Annotated in this window: 15 protein-coding genes; 7 read left to right on the top strand and 8 right to left on the bottom strand. The window is 71.6% G+C overall.

Annotated features, from left to right (window positions below):
• Positions 1-57: 57 nt before the first annotated feature.
• The 4 genes from ACN20J_RS29865 to ACN20J_RS29850 form a co-directional block, all read right to left on the bottom strand.
• Positions 58-978 (bottom strand): hypothetical protein, encoded by a 921-nt coding sequence (locus ACN20J_RS29865; protein ID WP_419668987.1) that lies wholly within the window; start codon positions 976-978, stop codon positions 58-60.
• Positions 979-1,097: 119 nt separating this feature from the next.
• Positions 1,098-1,784: an LPXTG cell wall anchor domain-containing protein gene (locus tag ACN20J_RS29860; RefSeq protein ID WP_307887416.1), complete on the bottom strand. Its 687-nt coding sequence runs from the start codon at positions 1,782-1,784 to the stop codon at positions 1,098-1,100.
• 323 nt (positions 1,785-2,107) lie between these two features.
• Positions 2,108-2,611, bottom strand: coding sequence for an ATP-binding protein (locus ACN20J_RS29855; RefSeq protein WP_055614811.1), 504 nt, complete (start codon positions 2,609-2,611; stop codon positions 2,108-2,110).
• Positions 2,612-2,891: 280 nt separating this feature from the next.
• The gene (locus ACN20J_RS29850) at positions 2,892-3,311 is read right to left on the bottom strand and encodes an STAS domain-containing protein (RefSeq protein ID WP_189837158.1); all 420 of its coding nucleotides are present in this window, start codon (positions 3,309-3,311) and stop codon (positions 2,892-2,894) included.
• A gap of 249 nt (positions 3,312-3,560) precedes the next feature.
• Between ACN20J_RS29850 and ACN20J_RS29845 the strand changes: the two genes are divergently transcribed.
• From ACN20J_RS29845 to ACN20J_RS29835, 3 genes are all read left to right on the top strand, one after another.
• Entirely contained in the window at positions 3,561-4,460 is a 900-nt protein-coding gene (locus ACN20J_RS29845) for an RNA polymerase sigma factor SigF (RefSeq protein ID WP_055614815.1), read from the top strand.
• 344 nt (positions 4,461-4,804) lie between these two features.
• Positions 4,805-6,391: a ricin-type beta-trefoil lectin domain protein gene (locus ACN20J_RS29840; RefSeq protein ID WP_419667216.1), complete on the top strand. Its 1,587-nt coding sequence runs from the start codon at positions 4,805-4,807 to the stop codon at positions 6,389-6,391.
• A 210-nt stretch (positions 6,392-6,601) separates the two neighbouring features.
• Positions 6,602-7,930, top strand: coding sequence for a DUF418 domain-containing protein (locus tag ACN20J_RS29835; RefSeq protein WP_419667215.1), 1,329 nt, complete (start codon positions 6,602-6,604; stop codon positions 7,928-7,930).
• Positions 7,931-7,984: 54 nt separating this feature from the next.
• Here ACN20J_RS29835 and hutI read toward each other — a convergent pair whose 3' ends face one another.
• From hutI to hutU, 4 genes are all read right to left on the bottom strand, one after another.
• Entirely contained in the window at positions 7,985-9,172 is a 1,188-nt protein-coding gene (hutI, locus tag ACN20J_RS29830) for an imidazolonepropionase (protein ID WP_259333305.1), read from the bottom strand.
• Positions 9,173-9,213: 41 nt separating this feature from the next.
• Positions 9,214-10,575, bottom strand: a complete 1,362-nt coding sequence (locus ACN20J_RS29825; protein ID WP_362305844.1) for a formimidoylglutamate deiminase — start codon at positions 10,573-10,575, stop codon at positions 9,214-9,216.
• Entirely contained in the window at positions 10,572-11,837 is a 1,266-nt protein-coding gene (locus tag ACN20J_RS29820) for an allantoate amidohydrolase (protein ID WP_419667214.1), read from the bottom strand. Before ACN20J_RS29820 ends, ACN20J_RS29825 begins: the two co-directional genes overlap by 4 nt.
• Positions 11,838-11,929: 92 nt before the next feature.
• Positions 11,930-13,588: a urocanate hydratase gene (hutU, locus tag ACN20J_RS29815; protein WP_189837153.1), complete on the bottom strand. Its 1,659-nt coding sequence runs from the start codon at positions 13,586-13,588 to the stop codon at positions 11,930-11,932.
• Positions 13,589-13,724: 136 nt separating this feature from the next.
• Here hutU and ACN20J_RS29810 point away from each other — a divergent pair, with 136 nt between their 5' ends.
• From ACN20J_RS29810 to ACN20J_RS29795, 4 genes are all read left to right on the top strand, one after another.
• Positions 13,725-15,170 (top strand): diaminopimelate decarboxylase, encoded by a 1,446-nt coding sequence (locus ACN20J_RS29810; RefSeq protein ID WP_419667213.1) that lies wholly within the window; start codon positions 13,725-13,727, stop codon positions 15,168-15,170.
• A gap of 114 nt (positions 15,171-15,284) precedes the next feature.
• Positions 15,285-16,649, top strand: coding sequence for an APC family permease (locus tag ACN20J_RS29805; protein WP_189837151.1), 1,365 nt, complete (start codon positions 15,285-15,287; stop codon positions 16,647-16,649).
• Positions 16,650-16,783: 134 nt separating this feature from the next.
• Entirely contained in the window at positions 16,784-17,182 is a 399-nt protein-coding gene (locus ACN20J_RS29800) for a hypothetical protein (protein WP_055617535.1), read from the top strand.
• A 176-nt stretch (positions 17,183-17,358) separates the two neighbouring features.
• A complete protein-coding gene (locus tag ACN20J_RS29795) occupies positions 17,359-18,210 on the top strand; it encodes a transcriptional regulator (RefSeq protein ID WP_189838387.1) in 852 nt (283 codons plus the stop codon).
• The last annotated feature ends 36 nt before the right edge of the window (positions 18,211-18,246 follow it).

The following is an 18,246-nucleotide window of genomic DNA, read 5'->3' as shown; positions in this document are numbered from 1 at the left end:
ACAGAACGAGCGCGAGCACCACGACCACCGCCGGAATCCGCACCCCGCTTTTCGCGCTCACGTCACCGCTCCCGTCAACTCGGCTTCCGTACGCGGCTGTCCGGCGTCCGGTGTCTCCCGCGCCCGCCCACGACGTCGTACGAACCAGTGGCCTCCGGCCGCACACGCCACGAGCCCGATCGCCGCCGTGCCCGCCACCGCTCCCCACGGCACGAACCGCGCCGACGCGCCCGCCTCGTCGTGCGCCCCGCCCGCCGCCGTGACCGCCACCTCGACGTCGACGGAGTCGAGCGCGGGCCGGTCGGGCCAGGGTTCGGTGAGCGCGACGCGGCGACCGGGGAGCAGTTCGACGGGCAGGGTGCGCGGGGCCCGGTCCAGCACCTCGCCGAAGAGCCCCTCGGCGCGTACGGCGAGTCTCGGGGTCAGCACGGTGGTGCCGCGGTTGACCAGTTCGTACGAGATGCGCCCGCCGCTGACCCGTACGTGCTCGACGGTGAGCGCGGAGAGGGTCGGGCCCTCGACCCGCAGATGGACGCGTACGGCCGCGGTCCGCCCCGCGGCGCTCGCGACGATCGCGCCGGGGTGGTCGCCGGGCGTGGCGCCCGCCGGGACGCTCACGGTGAACGGCACGTCCGCGCGGGTGCGTGCCGGGATCCGCACCGTCCGCTCGGCGAAGGTGATCCAGGCACCGGTGTCCGTCGCCCTGGCCCGCACGGAGAATCCGCCGCTCCTCGTGTTGTCGGCGTCGGCGCCCCGGAGCCGTACGGTGAGCGGCTTCCCGCCCGGGTTCAGCACCGACACCGTGTCCTGCAGAACCGTGCCGGGCGCGCCCTCCGCGTAGAAGTACGGCCGTGAGTCCCGCCCCCCTGCCGACGGCACGACGGACCAGCCCCCGTCGGCCGCGGCGGTGGGAGCGACGGCCAGAAGTACGACGGCGGCGAGAGACAGAACACGGGCAGCGGGCGGTACGAACGGCATCGGCGGCTCCGGACGGTCGTACTGGACGTGCGGGTTGTGCGGGTCGTGCCGGACATGCAAGTCGTGCAGGTCGCGCGGGTCGTACGAGACATGCGGGTCGTACGAAACGTGCGGGTGGGTCAGCGGTGGGCCTGGTTCCTTCGGGTCAGCCACAGCACTCCGGCCGCGCCCGCGAGCAGGACCGTGCCGCCGAGCGTGCCGAGGGCGATCGCGGAGTCCTCGGGGCCGGTCTGCGGGAGTTCCTCGCCTCCCGCGGGGGCGTCCTGCGAGGAGCCCGTCGTCCCCGTGCTCCCGCCGCCGGCCGCGGTGACGTCCAGAGTCAGCGAGGCCTTCGGGTTGTTGGAGGGCGTGCACGTGGTCGTCGTACCGAGGGCCTTGATGGTCAGCACACCCGGCGTGAAGGTGACCTTGCCGGTCTTCTTCGGGGTGTATGTACCCGTGAGGTCGGTGATCTTGATCGGCGTGTTGGCGGGCACGGTCGCCGGGTTGGCGGGCCCCTTGACCGCGAGCGTGCCGGTCTCGGCGCCGCCCAGCTTGATGACCGCGCTCGGGTTCATCGCACCCTTGCCCAGGTCGACGGGGCTGGACGAGACGCCCTTCTCGAAGGTCATGGTGATCTGGTAGCCGCTGCCGCTCTTGACGCCCTTGATGTCGATGGGCGAGACGGCGGACTTGTCACCGATGGGTGTCTTGCACTGGTAGTTGACGTCCACCACGTCGGCCTGGGCAGCGGGGGCGGCCATCAGCACCGCCGAGCCGGCCAGGGCCGCGGCGGACGCGAGCGCGGCGGTTCGTTTCGGGTACATCCGGTATGACACGGTCCCCTCATTCCTGAAGGCTTTCCTGATGGCGTTCCTGACGGCACATCAGATCGGCCGTCAAGGTACGCCCGGGGCCTTGCCGAGGGAAGACAAAGTGCGCGCCGGATCCGTGGGGATCCGACGCGCATCAAGTGAGGGAAGGGCAAGAACCGAACCGCGGGTAACCCAAGAGACGCCCAAGGGCAGGCGCCCCGCAAGGGGCGCGGGGCGGTGACATGTGCGGCTCCGCCGCGGGGCGCACTCAGCCACAACGCACCCGCAGACAAAGAACGCGCAGGCCACGCCAGACCGTCGAACCCGGCCGAGCGCTAGGCCGGCGCCCCGAGCTCCGCCCAGACCGTCTTGCCCGCAACCCCGTTCGTACGGATCACACCCCAGTCCAGACACAGCCGCTGCACGATGAACATCCCGTGGCCACCGGGCCGGCCGGCCCGGTGCGGGGTGCGCGGCGCGGGCTGGCCCGCCCCCCGGTCGGAGACCTCGACGCGGAGCACCTTGTTCTCGCAGGCGATCAGCAGCTCGTCCGGGCCCTCGGCGTGCAGACAGGCGTTCGTGACCAGCTCGGAGACGACCAGCAGGACGTCCTCGGCCGCGGCCCGCTGGTCGGCGGTGGCCGCGGGCAGCCAGCCCCACTCGTACAACGCCTGACGGGCGAAGTCGCGGGCGAGCGGGACGACCCCGCTCGCGCCGTCGAAGTTCAGCCGACGGGCCCGACGCACGACGGGCGTGCCGCCCGGAGGCGTCCCGGAAGCGCCGCCGTCGCCCGGTTCCGGGCCGCGGTCGCCCGGCGGGTAAGGCCGGGTGGTGCTCATCAGCGCTTCACCTCACCGATTCACCAGTTCACGATTCAAGACTCAGTACTCAGCACATTCAGGACATTCGGAAAGCTCAGGGACACTCTGGATCCGGGAGTCGTCCGGGGACTGCCGCGCGCTTGCCGTTCGGTCTGTTGACATATTCAGGATGTCTCCTGCCCGACCGAACCGTCAGAACACCCACTTATTCGGCATGGATGCTGTGACTCTGGTAACGCGCTGATCACACGGACACAACCGAGGCATAACTTTGCCTCACGGGAGCGTCCCAGGGCGACTAATCGCCCGGGTCGGCCTCGGGTTCACCGGCCTCGGACCCGTCGGGCCCGGGCTCACGCAGGGCCTCTTCGAGTGTGTCGTGGAGGGTGAAGACTGCCTCCGCCCCGGTGATCTCGAAGACCCGGGACACCACCGGCAGCATGCCCGCCAGATGAACCCCGCCGCCCGCGGCCTCGGCCTTCAGCCGTGCACCGAGCAGCACGTTCAGCCCCGTGGAGTCACAGAACTCCAGCTGTGAGCAGTCCACGACGAGGCGCGCGAACCCGCGGTCGAGGCATTCCTCGATCGGTTCGCGCAGTAGATCCGCCGTATGGTGATCCAACTCACCGGCCGGGGTCACGACGGCGCTAGCGCCCTCTTCCCGCACCTCGACCAGAAGCCGGCCCGACTGTGCGCTGCCGACCGTCCCGCGGTCCATGCCGTGTCTCTCTTCCGACCGTCGTGGCTGTTGATACGCCCTCGAACCCTACGCCTTCCCTGCACTCTTCAACACCCGAACAACCGCCAAGAAACGGACATTTCACCATGAAACACACTTGCGAGAGAGTCGCGAAAGCGGGTAGGGCTAGTAGAGACAGTTTTCGACACGGCCGGCTTTGGAGGCGCCGCACACCGCAGTGCACGTATTGGCATCGGCAGCCATATGCCGAGAACGATGGAGGACACCATGTCACCCCGGCTCGACGCATCGCAGACCCAGAGGGCGACGTCGACACCCCCTCTGGAACGACTGGAAGACGAGTCCGCCGACGAGAACGTCGGCCTCGCCGGACTTCCGGAGATCCCGCCTTTCGACGAGGTCGGGCCAGTGGACGCACGGGCCCTGTCCAAGACCCTCTTCGAGCGACTGGAGTCGCTGGAGGAAGGCACCCACGAGTATTCGTACGTACGCAACACACTGGTCGAGCTCAATCTCGCCCTGGTGAAGTTCGCGGCCTCCCGGTTCCGCTCCCGCAGTGAGCCGATGGAGGACATCATCCAGGTCGGCACCATCGGCCTGATCAAGGCGATCGACCGCTTCGAGCTCAGCCGTGGCGTCGAGTTCCCGACCTTCGCGATGCCGACCATCGTCGGTGAGATCAAGCGCTTCTTCCGCGACACCTCATGGTCCGTGCGGGTGCCGCGCCGACTGCAGGAACTCCGCCTCGACCTGGCCAAGGCGGGCGACGAACTCGCACAGCAACTGGACCGCGCTCCGACGGTGGGAGAGCTGGCGGAGCGTCTGGGCCTGTCGAACGACGAGGTCGTCGAGGGCATGGCTGCGTCGAACGCCTACACGGCGAGCTCACTTGACGCCCAGCCCGAGGAGGACGACTCCGAGGGCGCGCTGGCGGACCGGATCGGCTACGAGGACCACGGGCTCGAAGGCATCGAGTACGTCGAGTCGTTGAAGCCGCTGATCGCCGAACTCCCGCCGCGCGACCGGCAGATCCTGTCGCTGCGGTTCGTCGCCAACATGACGCAGTCCGAGATCGGTGACGAACTCGGCATCTCGCAGATGCACGTCTCGCGGCTGCTCTCGCGGACGCTGGTGCGGCTGCGGAGGGGACTGACCGTCGAGGAGTGACGGTCACCGTCACCGCGACCGCCACCGTCGCCACGACCACCGCACCGACACACAGGGCGCGTGGTCGTACCGGCGCACAGGGCGCGTAGATGTGCGCTCGGGGCCGGGCCGGATGATCCGGCCCGGCCCCGAGTGCGTTGTCCGCGGATCACGCGACTTCCCGCCCGCGGACGACGTGGCTTTCGGTTCGCGGATCCTGCCGGTCCGCGCCCTCGGATCCCCCGAGTTACCCACGGGAACCCCTTTCTTCACTGTTCACCTTCCATCACTATGGTCACCCGCCAAACTGGCTGGTTGGTCAGTTGTCCGGCGGGTGAGGCCCGGGGGTGCAGGGAGGCACGTGGATGGTTCGGGGCGAGGGGCAGGGGGTCGATGGTGATGCCGGGAACGGGAGCGGGAGCGGCGTGCACGCGGGTGCGTCCGACGCGCGGCTCACCGAACTGCTGCGCGCGGACACCAAGACCTCGTACGCGGCACTGCGCGAACTGCGCCTGCGCCACCGGCCGGCGGTCCTCGCGTACGCCCGCCTGTGCACCACCGCGGACTCCGCGGCGCGGCAACTGACGGACCGGGCGTTCGCCCTCGCGGCCCAGGAGACCGCGCGCGGCTCCGACCCGGGAGGCCCCTGGCGGCACCAACTCCTGCTGCTGGCGGGGCGGGTGGCCGTCACCTGGACCGGGGACGAACGGGCCGGCCGCCTCGACCCCGGACTGCTCGCGCGGCTGCGCGCCGCCGGTCCCGAGGGCCCGACGCCGCCGCTGCTCGACGCGTTCCGGTCGCTCCCCTCCCGGGTCCAGGGTCTCGCCTGGTACGGGATCGTGGAGCGGGAGCCCGAGGAGAGCACGGCGGGCCTGCTGGGACTGACCCGCGAGGACGTGACGTACGGAACGGAGCCCGCGCTCCAGGCACTTCGCGCGTCCTTCCTGAAGAGCCATCTCGCCGCCTCCGGCGATCCGCGCTGCCAGGACTTCCGCCGGCTGATCGAGGAGTCGGTACGCCCCGACAGCCCTCGCCACAGCACGGATCTGCGCGCCCACATGGCCGAGTGCGCGCACTGCGCCACCGCGTACGAGGAGCTGTCCGCGCTGCGGGACGACCCGCACACGGGTCTGGCCGAGGGTCTGTTGCCGTGGGGCGGCACGGCGTACGGCACGGGCGCGGCGGCCCGCTCGCGCGCCACCGCGCAGACGGAGTCGGCCACTTGGGGGTCCCTGGCGGCCTGGCCGCCCTCCCGTCGCCTCGTGCTGGCCTCCGCGGCACTCGGGGTCGCCCTGGCCCCGCTGCTGCTCTTCCTCCCCTCCTCGGGCGGCTCAGGGCCCGACACGGCGGGAAGCGCGGGGAATCCGGTGCCCCCGCCGGCGGTCACCGTGACGGCCACGGTCCCGACGGCACCCTCCGCCTCCCCCACGGGCGGCGCCGACTCCCCGTCCCCGACGAGGAGTTCACGCCCGTCGAAGTCGGCGTCCCCGAACCCTTCCCACCCGACGCCGAGCCCGCCGTCCGCCCCGGCGCCGCCGCCTCCGAACGGCAGTTACGCCCAGGTCGTGAACCGCTCCACCGGCCGCTGTCTGGACATCCGGGACGGCGACATGGAGAAGGGCACGGACGTCATCACGGCCCCCTGTTCCTCGTCCGGCACCCAGCGCTGGCGCGTCGACACCGAACGGGGTGCGCTGCAGTCGTACGCGGACCCCGACTTCTGTCTGGACAGCCGCGGCGCGACCGACGACGGCGTGGGCATCTGGGAGTGCGACTCACTCGGTGGCCGCAACGCCGTGAACCTGCGGTTCGCGGTGACCGCCGACGGCACGATCCGCCCGGCCGTCGCCCCGGACCACGCGCTGACGCCGTACGGCGACGACGGCCTGGACCTGGCCCCGGACACGGGACGGACGGAGCAGTCGTGGCGGGCGGGGGCGGGGCCTGCCTGAGCCTCTGGGCGGGCTTCTGGCCGGGGTTCCCTGGCCCGGCCAATGACCGGGCTTCCGACCGAGGGGGTGCTCGGCGGCGACTTTGGTCGCGGTCCCCCGGCTCGGTGTCATCCCTTGGTTGTTCGCCGCCGGACCGCCGCCATCCTTGGTCGGTCGGCAGTGGACCGGCGGCCGATATCGCCCAGGTCAGGCCCTTCCTAGCTTGGGGGCATGACGACCACGAGCGAAGAGACGCCGGTGCGGCGCGGGGGCGTGCGGGCCGAGGAACGGGCGCTCGCACCCGACCTCGCACGCGGGATCATGCTGTTGCTCATCGTTCTGTCCAACACCGCCTTCCACCTCTGGGCGGCCAGACGCGGCCCCTCGGGCTGGCAGCCCGCGGACGGCTCATGGCTCGACCACGCCGTGCAGTTCACCATGATCATCGTGCTGGACCTGCGGGTCTATCCGCTCTTCGCGTTCCTCTTCGGCTACGGGATGATGCAGCTCTTCCTCCGGCAGACCGCCGCCGGCAACTCCGAGCGCGGCGCCGCCAGGATCCTGCGCAGGCGCAGTCTGTGGCTGATCGTCATCGGGCTCCTGCACTCCACCCTGCTGATGGCGGGCGACATCGTCGGCTACTACGGAGTGCTGAGCCTCGTCCTCGGCCTGGTCTTCCTGCGGCGGAGCGAGCGTGCGCTGAAGAGGTGGATCTGCGTCGGCGCCGTACTGATGGTGTTCTTCGCGGCCCAGCCCGTCGTATCGGCCCTGCTCCGGGGCGAGTTGGGCACGCTCGGGGACGCGGGCGCGGAGCCCGGATTCATGGCGTACGCCGCACAGGAGGGGAACTGGCTCACGGCGGCCCATACCCGGCTGGAGACCGGGCTGTTCGTCACGTTCCTGGCCTCCGCGCTGGCTCTGGTCGGCGGCGGATACGTCGTCTTCCTGCTGGGCTTCTGGGCGGCCCGGCGCCGGGTCCTGGAGGAGCCCGGCCGCCATCGGACCCTGTTGCGCCGCACGGCCGTCATCGGCATCGCGGTCGGCTGGCTCGGCGCTCTGCCCGCCGCGCTCGCCCACGTCGGCGCCCTGAACGTACCGGCCGACGCACAGAGCGAGGAGGGAGCGCTCACACTGCTCCGGGATGTCACCGGCAACGCCGCCGGGCTCGGTTACGTGGCGGCCGTCGCGCTCTTCGTGCACTGGTGGAGCAGCCGCAGGGCACGGGTGGGGGCGGGTGCAGGCGCGGATGCGGGTGTTGAGGTTGGGGTCGGTGCCACGGTCGTAACGGCGGTGTCGGCGGTCGGCAAGCGGTCCCTGTCCTGCTACCTCGCGCACTCGCTGCTCTTCGCGCCGGTGCTGGCCGCCTGGGGGCTCGGCCTCGGCGAACACCTGTCCAGCTGGACCATGGCACTCTTCGCGGTCGGCGTGTGGCTGATCACGGTGGCGGGCGCGTACGCCCTGGAGCGCGCGGGGCGCCGGGGCCCGGCCGAGGCGGTGCTGCGGCGGCTGATGTACGGGGCGGCACAGGGCAAGGCAGGTCGAGTGGCCAAGGCGGGCTGATCGGCCGAGGCGAGCCGAGCGACCGGCCCGCCCGGGGGCCGCCTCAGGCCCGCCTCAGACCACCCGTACGCCCCGCCGCCACACCTGGTCGACCAGCGGTACGCCCGGCCGGTAGGCCAGGTGGACATGGCTCGGGGCGTCGAGGAACGCGAGGTCGGCGTACGCGCCCGGGGCGAGGCGGCCGACGTCGGTGCGGCGCAGCGCCCGGGCCCCGCCCGCGGTGGCCGACCACAGCGCCTCGTCCGGGGTCATGCGCATGTCCCGTACGGCCAGGGCGATGCAGAAGGGCACGGACGACGTGAAGGACGAGCCCGGGTTGCAGTCGGTGGAGAGGGCGACGGTGGCGCCCGCGTCGAGGAGGCGGCGGGCGTCCGGCCATTCGGCGCGGGTGGAGAACTCGGCGCCGGGGAGCAGGGTCGCCACGGTGTCCCCGCTCGCGAGGGCGTCGACGTCCGCGTCCGTGAGGTGGGTGCAGTGGTCCGCGCTCGCCGCGTCCAGTTCGACCGCGAGCTGGACGCCGGGGCCGTAGGACAGCTGGTTGGCGTGGACGCGCGGGTGCAGGCCCTTCGCCTTGCCGGCCGTGAGGATCGCGCGGGCCTGGTCGCCGTCGAAGGCGCCCTTCTCGCAGAAGACGTCGACCCAACGGGCGTACGGGGCGCAGGCGTCGAGCATCTCGCCGGTGACGAGCGCGACGTATGCGGCGGGGTCGTCGGCGAAGTCCGGGGAGACGATGTGGGCGCCGAGGTAGGTGACCTCGTCGGTGTGCGCGGACGCGATGCGCAGGGCCCGGGCCTCGTCCTCGACCGTCAGTCCGTAGCCGGACTTCGTCTCGAAGGTGGTCGTGCCCTGGCGCAGGGCCTCGGCGAGGTAGTGGGTGAGGTTGCGCTCCAGCTCCTCGTCGCTCGCCGCCCGGGTGGCGGCGACGGTCGTACGGATGCCGCCGGCGCTGTAGGCCCGGCCGGACATCCGGGCGTTGAACTCCTGGGTGCGGTCGCCCGCGAAGACGAGGTGCGAGTGGGAGTCGACGAAGCCCGGGATCACCGCGCGGCCACCGGCGTCGACGCGATTGTCAGTGGCGGGTGCTTCTCTTGAATCACCGGTCCACGCGATGCGGTCGCCGTCGATGACGACGGCCGCGTCCTGGATCAGACCGAGAGGGGAACCGTCACCGAGGGAGGGATCGTTGGTGACCAGACTGGCGATGTTGGTGATGACGGTCGTCGTGCCGTTCGCAGTACTCATGGCGTCCTTGTCGGGGCTCGGGCTCGGGCTGGGCGCGAGGATCAGGCGCGCAGGGCTTCGACGGCTTCGGCCATGGCCTGCGGCACGTTCGGCACGAGGGCATGGGCTCCGTCGCGTACGACGTGCCGGCCGCCCACGACCGTGTGGCGCACGTCCGCCGCGGTCGCCGCGAATACGGCCGTCTCGGCGCCGAGCCGTGGCACCGGCCCCGCTGTTCTGACCGAGTCGAGCGCGATCGTCGTGAAGTCGGCGAGCGCGCCGGCTTCGAGGATGCCCGCGTCGTCCCAGCCCAGGGCCGCGTGACCGTCCGCGGAGGCGGCGCGCAGGAGTGCCGCCGCCGTCCAGTGGCCGCGGGTGCGGGTGCGCAGGCGCTCGTTCAGCTCCATGGCGCGCGCCTCTTCGAGCAGGTCGATGACGGCGTGGCTGTCGGAGCCGAGGGAGAGCGGTGAGCCCGCTCGCTGGAGGGCGACGGCCGGGCCGATGCCGTCGGCGAGGTCGCGCTCGGTGGTCGGGCACATGCAGGTGCCGGTCGTGGAGCCGCCGAGCAGCGCGATGTCCTCGTCGGTGAGGTGGGTGTTGTGGACGCCCGTCGTGCGCGGGCCGAGCACCCCGTGGTCGGCGAGCAGCCGGGTCGGCGTGCAGCCGTGCGTCTCCAGGCAGGCGTCGTTCTCCGCCGTCTGCTCGGACAGGTGCACATGGAGCGGGGCCCGCCGCTCCTCGGCCCACCGCGCCACCGTCGCCAACTGCCCCGCGGGCACGGCCCGTACGGAGTGGATGGCGGCCCCGATCCGCGCGTGATCCCGGTCCTTGAGAACTGAACAGCGTTCGGCCCAGGCCTCCGCGGTGCCGTCGGAGAAGCGGAGCTGGTGCCGGTTCGGGGGCTGCCCGGTGCGCTTGTTCAGCAGGCCGGCGGCGAGGTAGGCGGTGTCGAGGAGGGTGATGCGGATGCCCGCCTCGGCGGCGGCCTCGATGAGGGCTTCGCCCATCGCATTCGGGTCTGCGTACCGGGTGCCGCCCGGCGCGTGGTGGACGTAGTGGAACTCGCCGACGGCCGTGACTCCGGCGAGGGCCATCTCGGCGTACACCGCGCGGGCGAGCGCGTGGTACGTCTCCGGGGTCAGCCGGTCCGCGAAGGAGTACATGATCTCGCGCCAGGTCCAGAAGGTTCCGGAGCCGACCTGGACGGTGCCGCGCAGGGCACGGTGGAAGGCGTGGCTGTGGGCGTTGGCGAGACCGGGAAGGGTCAGGCCGCGCAGGATCTCGGCGCCCGGGGGCGGGGCGTCGACGCCCGTGCGGACGGCGGCGATCCGCCCCTCCGAGTCCACGTCCAGTGCCACGCCCGGCTCGACGAAGGTGTCGAGCCAGGCGTGCTCCAGCCAGTAGGTCGTGCCTCGCGCGCTCACGTGCAGGCCAGCCCTTCCAGTACGTCGGCGAGTGCGGTCACCCCGGCCACGCAGTCGTCCTCGGCGGCGTACTCGGCCGGCGAGTGCGAGACGCCGGTGGGGTTGCGTACGAACAGCATGGCGGTGGGAATCGATCCGGAGAGGATCCCGGCGTCGTGTCCCGCGCCCGTGCCGAGGACGGGGACCTTGAGGTCCGCTTCCTTCTCCCTGCCCAGGATGCGGGCGATCTCGTCCCGCAGGGCGTGCTCGAACTCGACGACGGGGGTGAACGACTCCCGGACGACGTCCAGTCGGACCCCGTGCTCGTCGGCGTACTCGCGGGCCGCCTTCTCGATGCCGCTCACGACCGTGTCGAGGGTCGCCTGGTCGGCGGCGCGGGAGTCGAGCCAGCCGCGCACGAGGGACGGGATGGCGTTGACGCCGTTCGGCTCGACCGCGATCTTGCCGAAGGTCGCCACGGCACCCGCGAGGCTCGCCTCCCGCCGGGCGGCGAGCACGGTCTCCGCGTACGACAGCATCGGGTCGCGGCGGTCCACGAGCCGGGTGGTCCCCGCGTGGTTGGCCTCGCCCCGGAAGTCGAACCGCCACCGCCCGTGCGGCCAGATGGCGCTGGCGATGCCGACCTGGTCTCCGGAGAGGTCGAGGGCGCGGCCCTGCTCGACGTGCAGTTCGACGAACGCGCCGATCCGGGCCAGGCGCTCGGGGTCGGCCCCGATGGCGTCCGGGTCGTATCCGGCGGCCTCCATGGCCTGGGGAAGGCTGACCCCGTCACCGTCCCGGAGCTGCCGCGCCGCCTCGACGGTGAGTTCTCCGGCCGCGAGCCGGGACCCCACACAGGCCAGCCCGAAGCGGGCCCCTTCCTCATCACCGAAGTTCACGATGGCGAGCGGCCTGCTGAACTCCGCGTTCCTGCCCCGCAGTTCGTCCAGCGCGGCGAAGGACGACACGACACCGAGGGGCCCGTCGAAGGCGCCCCCATCGGGCACCGAGTCGAGATGCGACCCGGTGACAACGGCGTCCCCCGCGGCGGGGTCCCCGAGCCAGGCCCACTGGTTCCCGTTCCGGTCCAGCTCATAGCTCAGCCCACGGGTCCGGGCCTGCTCCTCGAACCAGTCCCGGCAGTCACGGTCGGCCCCGGTCCAGGCGAACCGCCGGTAGCCACCGGAGCCGGGGTGCCGCCCGATGGGCTGCAGCTCCCGCCACATGTCGTGGAAGGACGGCGGCGTTGGGCGCGGCTGAGCTTTCGAGCCCGGTCCAGCCATCTTCAGCCCGTCCGGCGTTTGAGGACGAGGCCGTTCAGGCCGATCGGGGGTCTGGGGGCGGAGCCCCCGGCCGGGCCCAGGAGCAGAGCCGCTCACTCGCCCTCCCGCATGGGAACCCGAACGCCCCGCTCATCGGCCACGGTCTCGGCGATGTCGTAGCCCGCATCGACATGCCGAATGACACCCATCCCGGGGTCGTTCGTCAGCACGCGCCGGATCTTCTCACCGGCAAGCTTCGTCCCGTCGGCCACCGACACCTGCCCCGCGTGGATGGACCGTCCCATCCCCACGCCACCACCGTGGTGGATGGACACCCAGGACGCCCCGGACGCCACGTTCACCATGGCGTTCAGCAGCGGCCAGTCGGCGATCGCGTCGGAGCCGTCGAGCATGGCCTCGGTCTCCCGGTAGGGGGAGGCGACGGACCCGCAGTCGAGGTGGTCGCGCCCGATGGCGAGGGGAGCCTGCAGCTCACCGCTGGCCACCATGTCGTTGAACCGCTCGCCGGCCTTGTCCCGCTCGCCGTAGCCGAGCCAGCAGATGCGGGCCGGGAGGCCCTGGAAGTGGACGCGCTCGCCGGCCAGCTTGATCCAGCGGTGGAGCGACTCGTTCTCCGGGAAGAGGTCGAGGATCGCCTTGTCCGTCTTGTGGATGTCGGAGGCCTCGCCGGACAGGGCAGCCCAGCGGAAGGGTCCCTTGCCCTCGGAGAAGAGGGGGCGGATGTAGGCGGGGACGAAGCCGGGGAAGGCGAACGCCCGCTCGTACCCGGCGAGTTGGGCCTCACCCCGGATGGAGTTGCCGTAGTCGAAGACCTCGGCGCCGGCGTCCATGAAGCCGACCATGGCTTCCACGTGCCGGGCCATGGACTCGCGGGCACGGGTGGTGAACCCGGCCGGGTCCTTCGCGGCGTACGAGGCCATGTCGTCGAAGTCGACGCCCACGGGGAGGTAGGCGAGCGGGTCGTGGGCCGAGGTCTGGTCGGTGACGATGTCGATGGGGGCGCCCTCGGCGAGCATGCGCGGGAGCAGTTCGGCGGCGTTGCCGAGGAGCCCGATGGAGAGCGGGCGGCGGGCGTCGCGGGCCTCGACGGCGAGCTGGAGGGCGTGCTCCAGGGAGTCGGCCTTCACGTCGAGGTACCGGTGCTCGATGCGGCGCTCGATGGCGCGCGGGTCGACGTCGATACAGATCGCGACGCCGTCGTTCATGGTGACGGCGAGCGGCTGGGCGCCGCCCATGCCGCCGAGGCCGGCAGTGAGGGTGATCGTGCCCGCGAGGGTGCCGCCGAACTTCTTCGCGGCGACGGCGGAGAACGTCTCGTAGGTGCCCTGGAGGATGCCCTGGGTGCCGATGTAGATCCAGGAGCCGGCCGTCATCTGCCCGTACATGGTGAGGCCGAGGGCCTCCAGGCGGCGGAACTCCTCCCAGTTCGCCCAGTCGCCCACCAGGTTGGAGTTGGCGATGAGGACGCGCGGGGCCCACTCGTGGGTCTGCATGACGCCGACGGGCCGGCCGGACTGGACGAGCATCGTCTCGTCCTGCTTGAGCGTCCGCAGCGTACGGACCATGGCGTCGAAGGAGCGCCAGTCGCGGGCCGCCTTGCCGGTGCCGCCGTAGACGACGAGCTTGTCGGGGTGCTCGGCGACCTCGGGGTCGAGGTTGTTCTGCAGCATCCGCAGTGCGGCTTCCTGCTGCCATCCCAGGGCGCTCAGTTCCGTACCGCGCGGTGCTCGGACGGGGCGGGGTCCTGACATGGTCTGCCTCCTGGCGGCTGGTGAGTGCTCCGGGTGGTGGTCATTCAGTCGATATTCACATCCTGATCGCCTGAATAGAACTAGTCAATACCTTCGTGGGCCAGCACGGGCGCGGCACGGATGTTTGGCTGGATGTATGGCGGCATACACAGGCACAGGAGACGCGGACTCGACGGGCGAAGAACCGGGCGGAACCCCGAAGGACCCGGGCGGGACTTCGGAGGGGCCGGGCGGGGAGCCGGGTCCGGCCGTGGACGGGGGCCCGCGGCGGGACGAGGCCGTTCGCGCGGCCGTGGAACAGGGGCTGGTCGGTCCGGCCACCCCCATCATCGGGCTCCTCGACATCACCGGTATCCGGGCCTCCGCGGCGGCCCTGCGGGCGGCCTTCGACGCGGTGACGGCACCGGGGACGCCCGTGCTGCACGCGTTCGCGGTGAAGGCGACCCCGCTCGTGCCGGTGCTGCGGCTGCTGCACCGGGAGGGCATCGGCGCGGAGGTCGCGAGCCCGGGCGAGCTGGCCCTCGCCCGGGCGGCCGGGGTCCCACCGGCCCGTACGGTCCTCGACTCGCCCGCCAAGACCCCGGCGGAGCTGCGGGAGGCGCTCGCCCTGGGCATCGCGGTCAACGCGGACAACCCGCAGGAGCTGGCCCGCCTCGACGCTCTCGTGCGCTCTGCCTCGACCCGCTCCCCCATCGGGATCCGGGTGAACCCGCAGGTCGGCGGAGGTTCGATCGGTGCGCTGTCGACGGCGACGGCGACCTCGAAGTTCGGGGTCGCACTGCGGGACGACGGGGCGCGCGAGTGGGTCGTGCGGGCGTATCTGGACCGGCCGTGGCTGACCCGGCTGCACGCGCACTCCGGTTCGCAGGGGATGCCGCTGGAGCTGATGGCCCGCGCGGTCACGGAGACGTACGGGCTCGCGGAGGAGATCAACGAGCGGGCCGGGCGGCGGCAGATCGACACGCTCGACATCGGCGGCGGCCTGCCGGTGAACTTCGGGTCGGACGCGCACACGCCCACGTACGAGGAGTACGCGCGACTGCTCGCGGCGACCGTGCCGGGGCTGTTCGACGGGCGGTACGGGCTGGTCACGGAGTTCGGACGGTCGCTGCTCGCCAAGCACGGGGTGGTGCTGGCGCGGGTCGAGTACGCGAAGTCGGCCGGCGGGCGGGCGATCGCGGTGACGCACGCGGGGGTGCAGGTGGCGGCCCGCACGGTGTACGCGCCGAAGTCCTGGCCGCTGCGGGTGGCCGCGTACGACACGAAGGGGCGGCCCAAGGCGGGGCCCGACGTGGTGCAGGACGTGGCGGGACCCGCGTGCTTCGCGGGCGACCTGCTGGCGGAGGGGCGGTCGATGCCGTTGCTCGAACAGGGCGACTACGCGGCCGCGTTGGACACGGGCGCGTACTACTTCGCGCACCACTACGCGTACAACTCCCTCGCGCGGCCCGGGATTTACGGCTTCGGGCCCGACGGGGCGGGCGGGGTGCGGTTCGCCGTGGTCCGGAGGCCGCAGACGCTCGACGAGATCGTGGCGGAGTCGGGAGGGGCGCACGCGGGGTCGCTGACGGACATGTTCTGAGGCGCCCCCGCCGGGCGAAGCTCTGATGAACCTCTGAGACGGGCCCCGACCGGCATCCCGCGCGCGGCACAGGGAACAAGTCCCCGCACGGGTCACCGATCGGGGGAGGTTCTCTTGTCCACCGCAGAAACCACCGCGGGCACTCCGGCGCCCGCCGAGGAGCCGGGGCTCAAGCGGGTCCTCGGTCCCAAGCTGCTGATCCTCTTCGTGATCGGCGACATCCTCGGGACCGGCATCTACGCGACCACCGGCAAGGTCGCGGGGAAGGTCGGCGGGGCGCTGTGGCTGCCGTTCGCCATCGGCTTCGTCGTGGCGATCCTGACGGCCGCGTCGTACGTCGAACTGGTCGGCAAGTATCCGAAGGCGGCCGGAGCGGCGCTCTACACGCAGAAGGCGTTCAAGGTCCCCTTCCTGACCTTCATCGTCGCGTTCATGGTGATGTGCTCGGGCCTGTCGTCGGCGAGCGCGGCTGCCCGCGCCTTCAGCGGCGACTACCTGTCGGAGCTGACGGGCGACGCGCTGCCGCCGACGCTGATCGCGATCTGCTTCATCCTGCTGCTGGCCGCCCTGAACCTGCGGGGCGTGTCGGAGTCCGTGAAGACGAACGTGGTGCTGACGCTGGTCGAGCTGACAGGCCTGGTGATCATCCTCGCGATCGGCGCGTGGGCCGTGCTGAACGGCGACGGGGAGCCGTCCCGGCTGGGCGAGTTCGAGGCGAGCGGCACCGGATACGCGCTGATGACCGGGGTGTTGGGCGCGACGGCGCTGGGCTTCTTCGCGTTCGTCGGCTTCGAGGACTCGGTGAACATGGCCGAGGAGACCAAGGATCCCGTCCGCACCTTCCCGCGGGCGATCTTCATCGGTGTGGCGGTCACGGGCACCATCTACGTCCTGGTGGCGCTGGTGTCGTCGCTGCTGGTCGACTACAAGGTGCTGGAGGGTTCGAGCGGCCCGCTGCTGGAGGTCGTGAAGGCGGGCGGTGTCGACTTCCCGCACAAACTCTTCGCGCTCATCGCTCTGTTCGCCGTCACCAACTCCGCGCTGATCAACATCATGATGGCCTCGCGCCTGTGCTACGGCATGGCCAACGAACGCATCCTGCCGCGCGGTATGGCCCGGGTCCTGCCCACGCGTCGCACACCCGTGGTCGGCATCGCCTTCGTGACGCTGCTCGCGATCGGGCTGGTCTCCACGGGCGAGATCGAGGGCCTGGGCGACACGACGTCGTTCCTGCTCCTGTGCGTGTTCGCCGTGGTCAACATCGCGGTTCTCGTCCTGCGCCGCGACCCCGTCGATCACCAGCACTTCCGTACGCCGACCGTGCTTCCGGTGCTCGGCGCCCTCACCGCGCTGATCCTCGCCAGCCCGCTGGCCGACCGTCCCGCGGACGTCTACATCCGCGCCGGAGTGCTGCTGGCCGTAGGGGTGGGCCTGTGGGCGCTGAACAAGGTGGTGCTGCGTGTAAGGAGCGAGGACTGAAAGGGAAAATCCACACACTCTAGCCAGCCGCTGGCATGTTCCTCAGGAAAATGCCAGAACCATCACTCCTCGCGCACACGTTGCGTAGTTTCGGCGTCACTCAGCCGAACTACAACGGGCGGGAGGGTAGCACCGTGCCCGGAATCGACGAGTGCCTGCTGGAGGCCATGAGACTGCCCGGAGCCCGGGGAGCCTCGGTGGTCGACTGGACCAGCGGACTGGCTCTTGGCACGGTCGGGGACTCGCCCAACGGGGACCACGAGGCCACCGCGGCCGAGGCGGCGGAGCTCGCCCGCCTGGCCGCGGAGCACAAGGCCTTCGCCCCCGAGGAAGGAGCCGACTGGTCCGGCGGACAGCCGCCGGTCGAAGATCTCATCATCTGCAACAAGGACAGCTACCACGTCCTGCGCTTCGTCCGTACGACATTCGACAGCAGCGTGTTCCTGCATCTGTGGCTGGGTCGTTCGGACGGCAATCTCGCGCTGGCCCGCATACGCCTGGGCGAGATGGCGGAACGGCTGGTGGTGGGGTGACCACGGTGGAGGCACGCCCCCTGCCCGGCCGCGACAGAGCCGACGCCGAAAGAGCCGACGGCGACACGGCGGACCCCGTCGGGACGGACCACGTCCCGGCGGACCGCACCACCCCGGACCGCGGACCCGCGAACCGCGCGGAACCACGGTCCGGCATACCGCCCACGCTCAGCCCGATGCTCAGCCGTCTCGCCGAGGAGCGCGCCACCGGCGTCCTGACGCGGGAACGCGGTGTGCTGTATCTGGTCGAGGGCCAGGTGGTGCACGCCGAGAGCCCGGCGACACCCGGGCTCGACGTGCTGCTCACCACCCGCGGCGCGCTGGGCTCGGACGGCTGGTGGGAGGCGGTCTCGGAGGCGGGGGCCGACCGGCGGGTCGGACGGTTCCTGGTGGACAGCGGGCGACTGACGGCGGGCGCCCTTGAGCTGTGCCACCTGGGAGCTCTGTACGACGCGGCGTTCTTCACGCTCGGCCCGAGCAGCGGTCCGGCGCGCTTCCGATACGGGGTCGCGCACTGGATCGGGCCCGTGCGGCCGGTCTCCGTGGACGCGGTGGAGCGGGAGACGCTGCGGCGTCGCGATCTCCTGCACCGCATCTGGCCGGAGCCGGGCACGGACACCGAGCCGCTCGTACGGACCGGCCGTGCCGTCGACTCGGCCCTGCCTCCGCGTCAGCGCACGGTCCTCGACCAGGTGGACGGTGAGCGCACGGCGTCGGACATCTCGCTGGTGCTCGGCCGTCCGGGTTTCCACACCCTGGTCGACCTCCGGCGGCTCGCCGCCGCCGGAATCGTGACGACGCGATCGCCGACGATCACGTCCGGACCGGTCGCGGCCGGGTCCGGGCCGGCCGAATCCGGGCCGGGCTCGTCCGGACCGGACGGATCCCGGGCACCGCAGGAAGCACCCGCAACCCCCTTGTCCCCGGTCTCCACGGTGGTCGCGCAGGCCGCGGAGGCGGCGCAGGCGTCGGCAGATCCCGACGTCGCCCTGCTGCGCCGGCTCAGAGACGCCTTGGAGGCCTTGTGATCCGCGCGCTCCGACAGCGTGCCGAGAGGAGACAAC

Origin of the sequence: Streptomyces sp. 2-1 (genome assembly GCF_048564895.1) — a bacterium.
Classification (GTDB): Bacteria; Actinomycetota; Actinomycetes; order Streptomycetales; family Streptomycetaceae; genus Streptomyces; species Streptomyces phaeochromogenes.
Note: the sequence above shows the minus strand (reverse complement) of the source record. Positions and strands in the feature narration are given on the sequence as shown.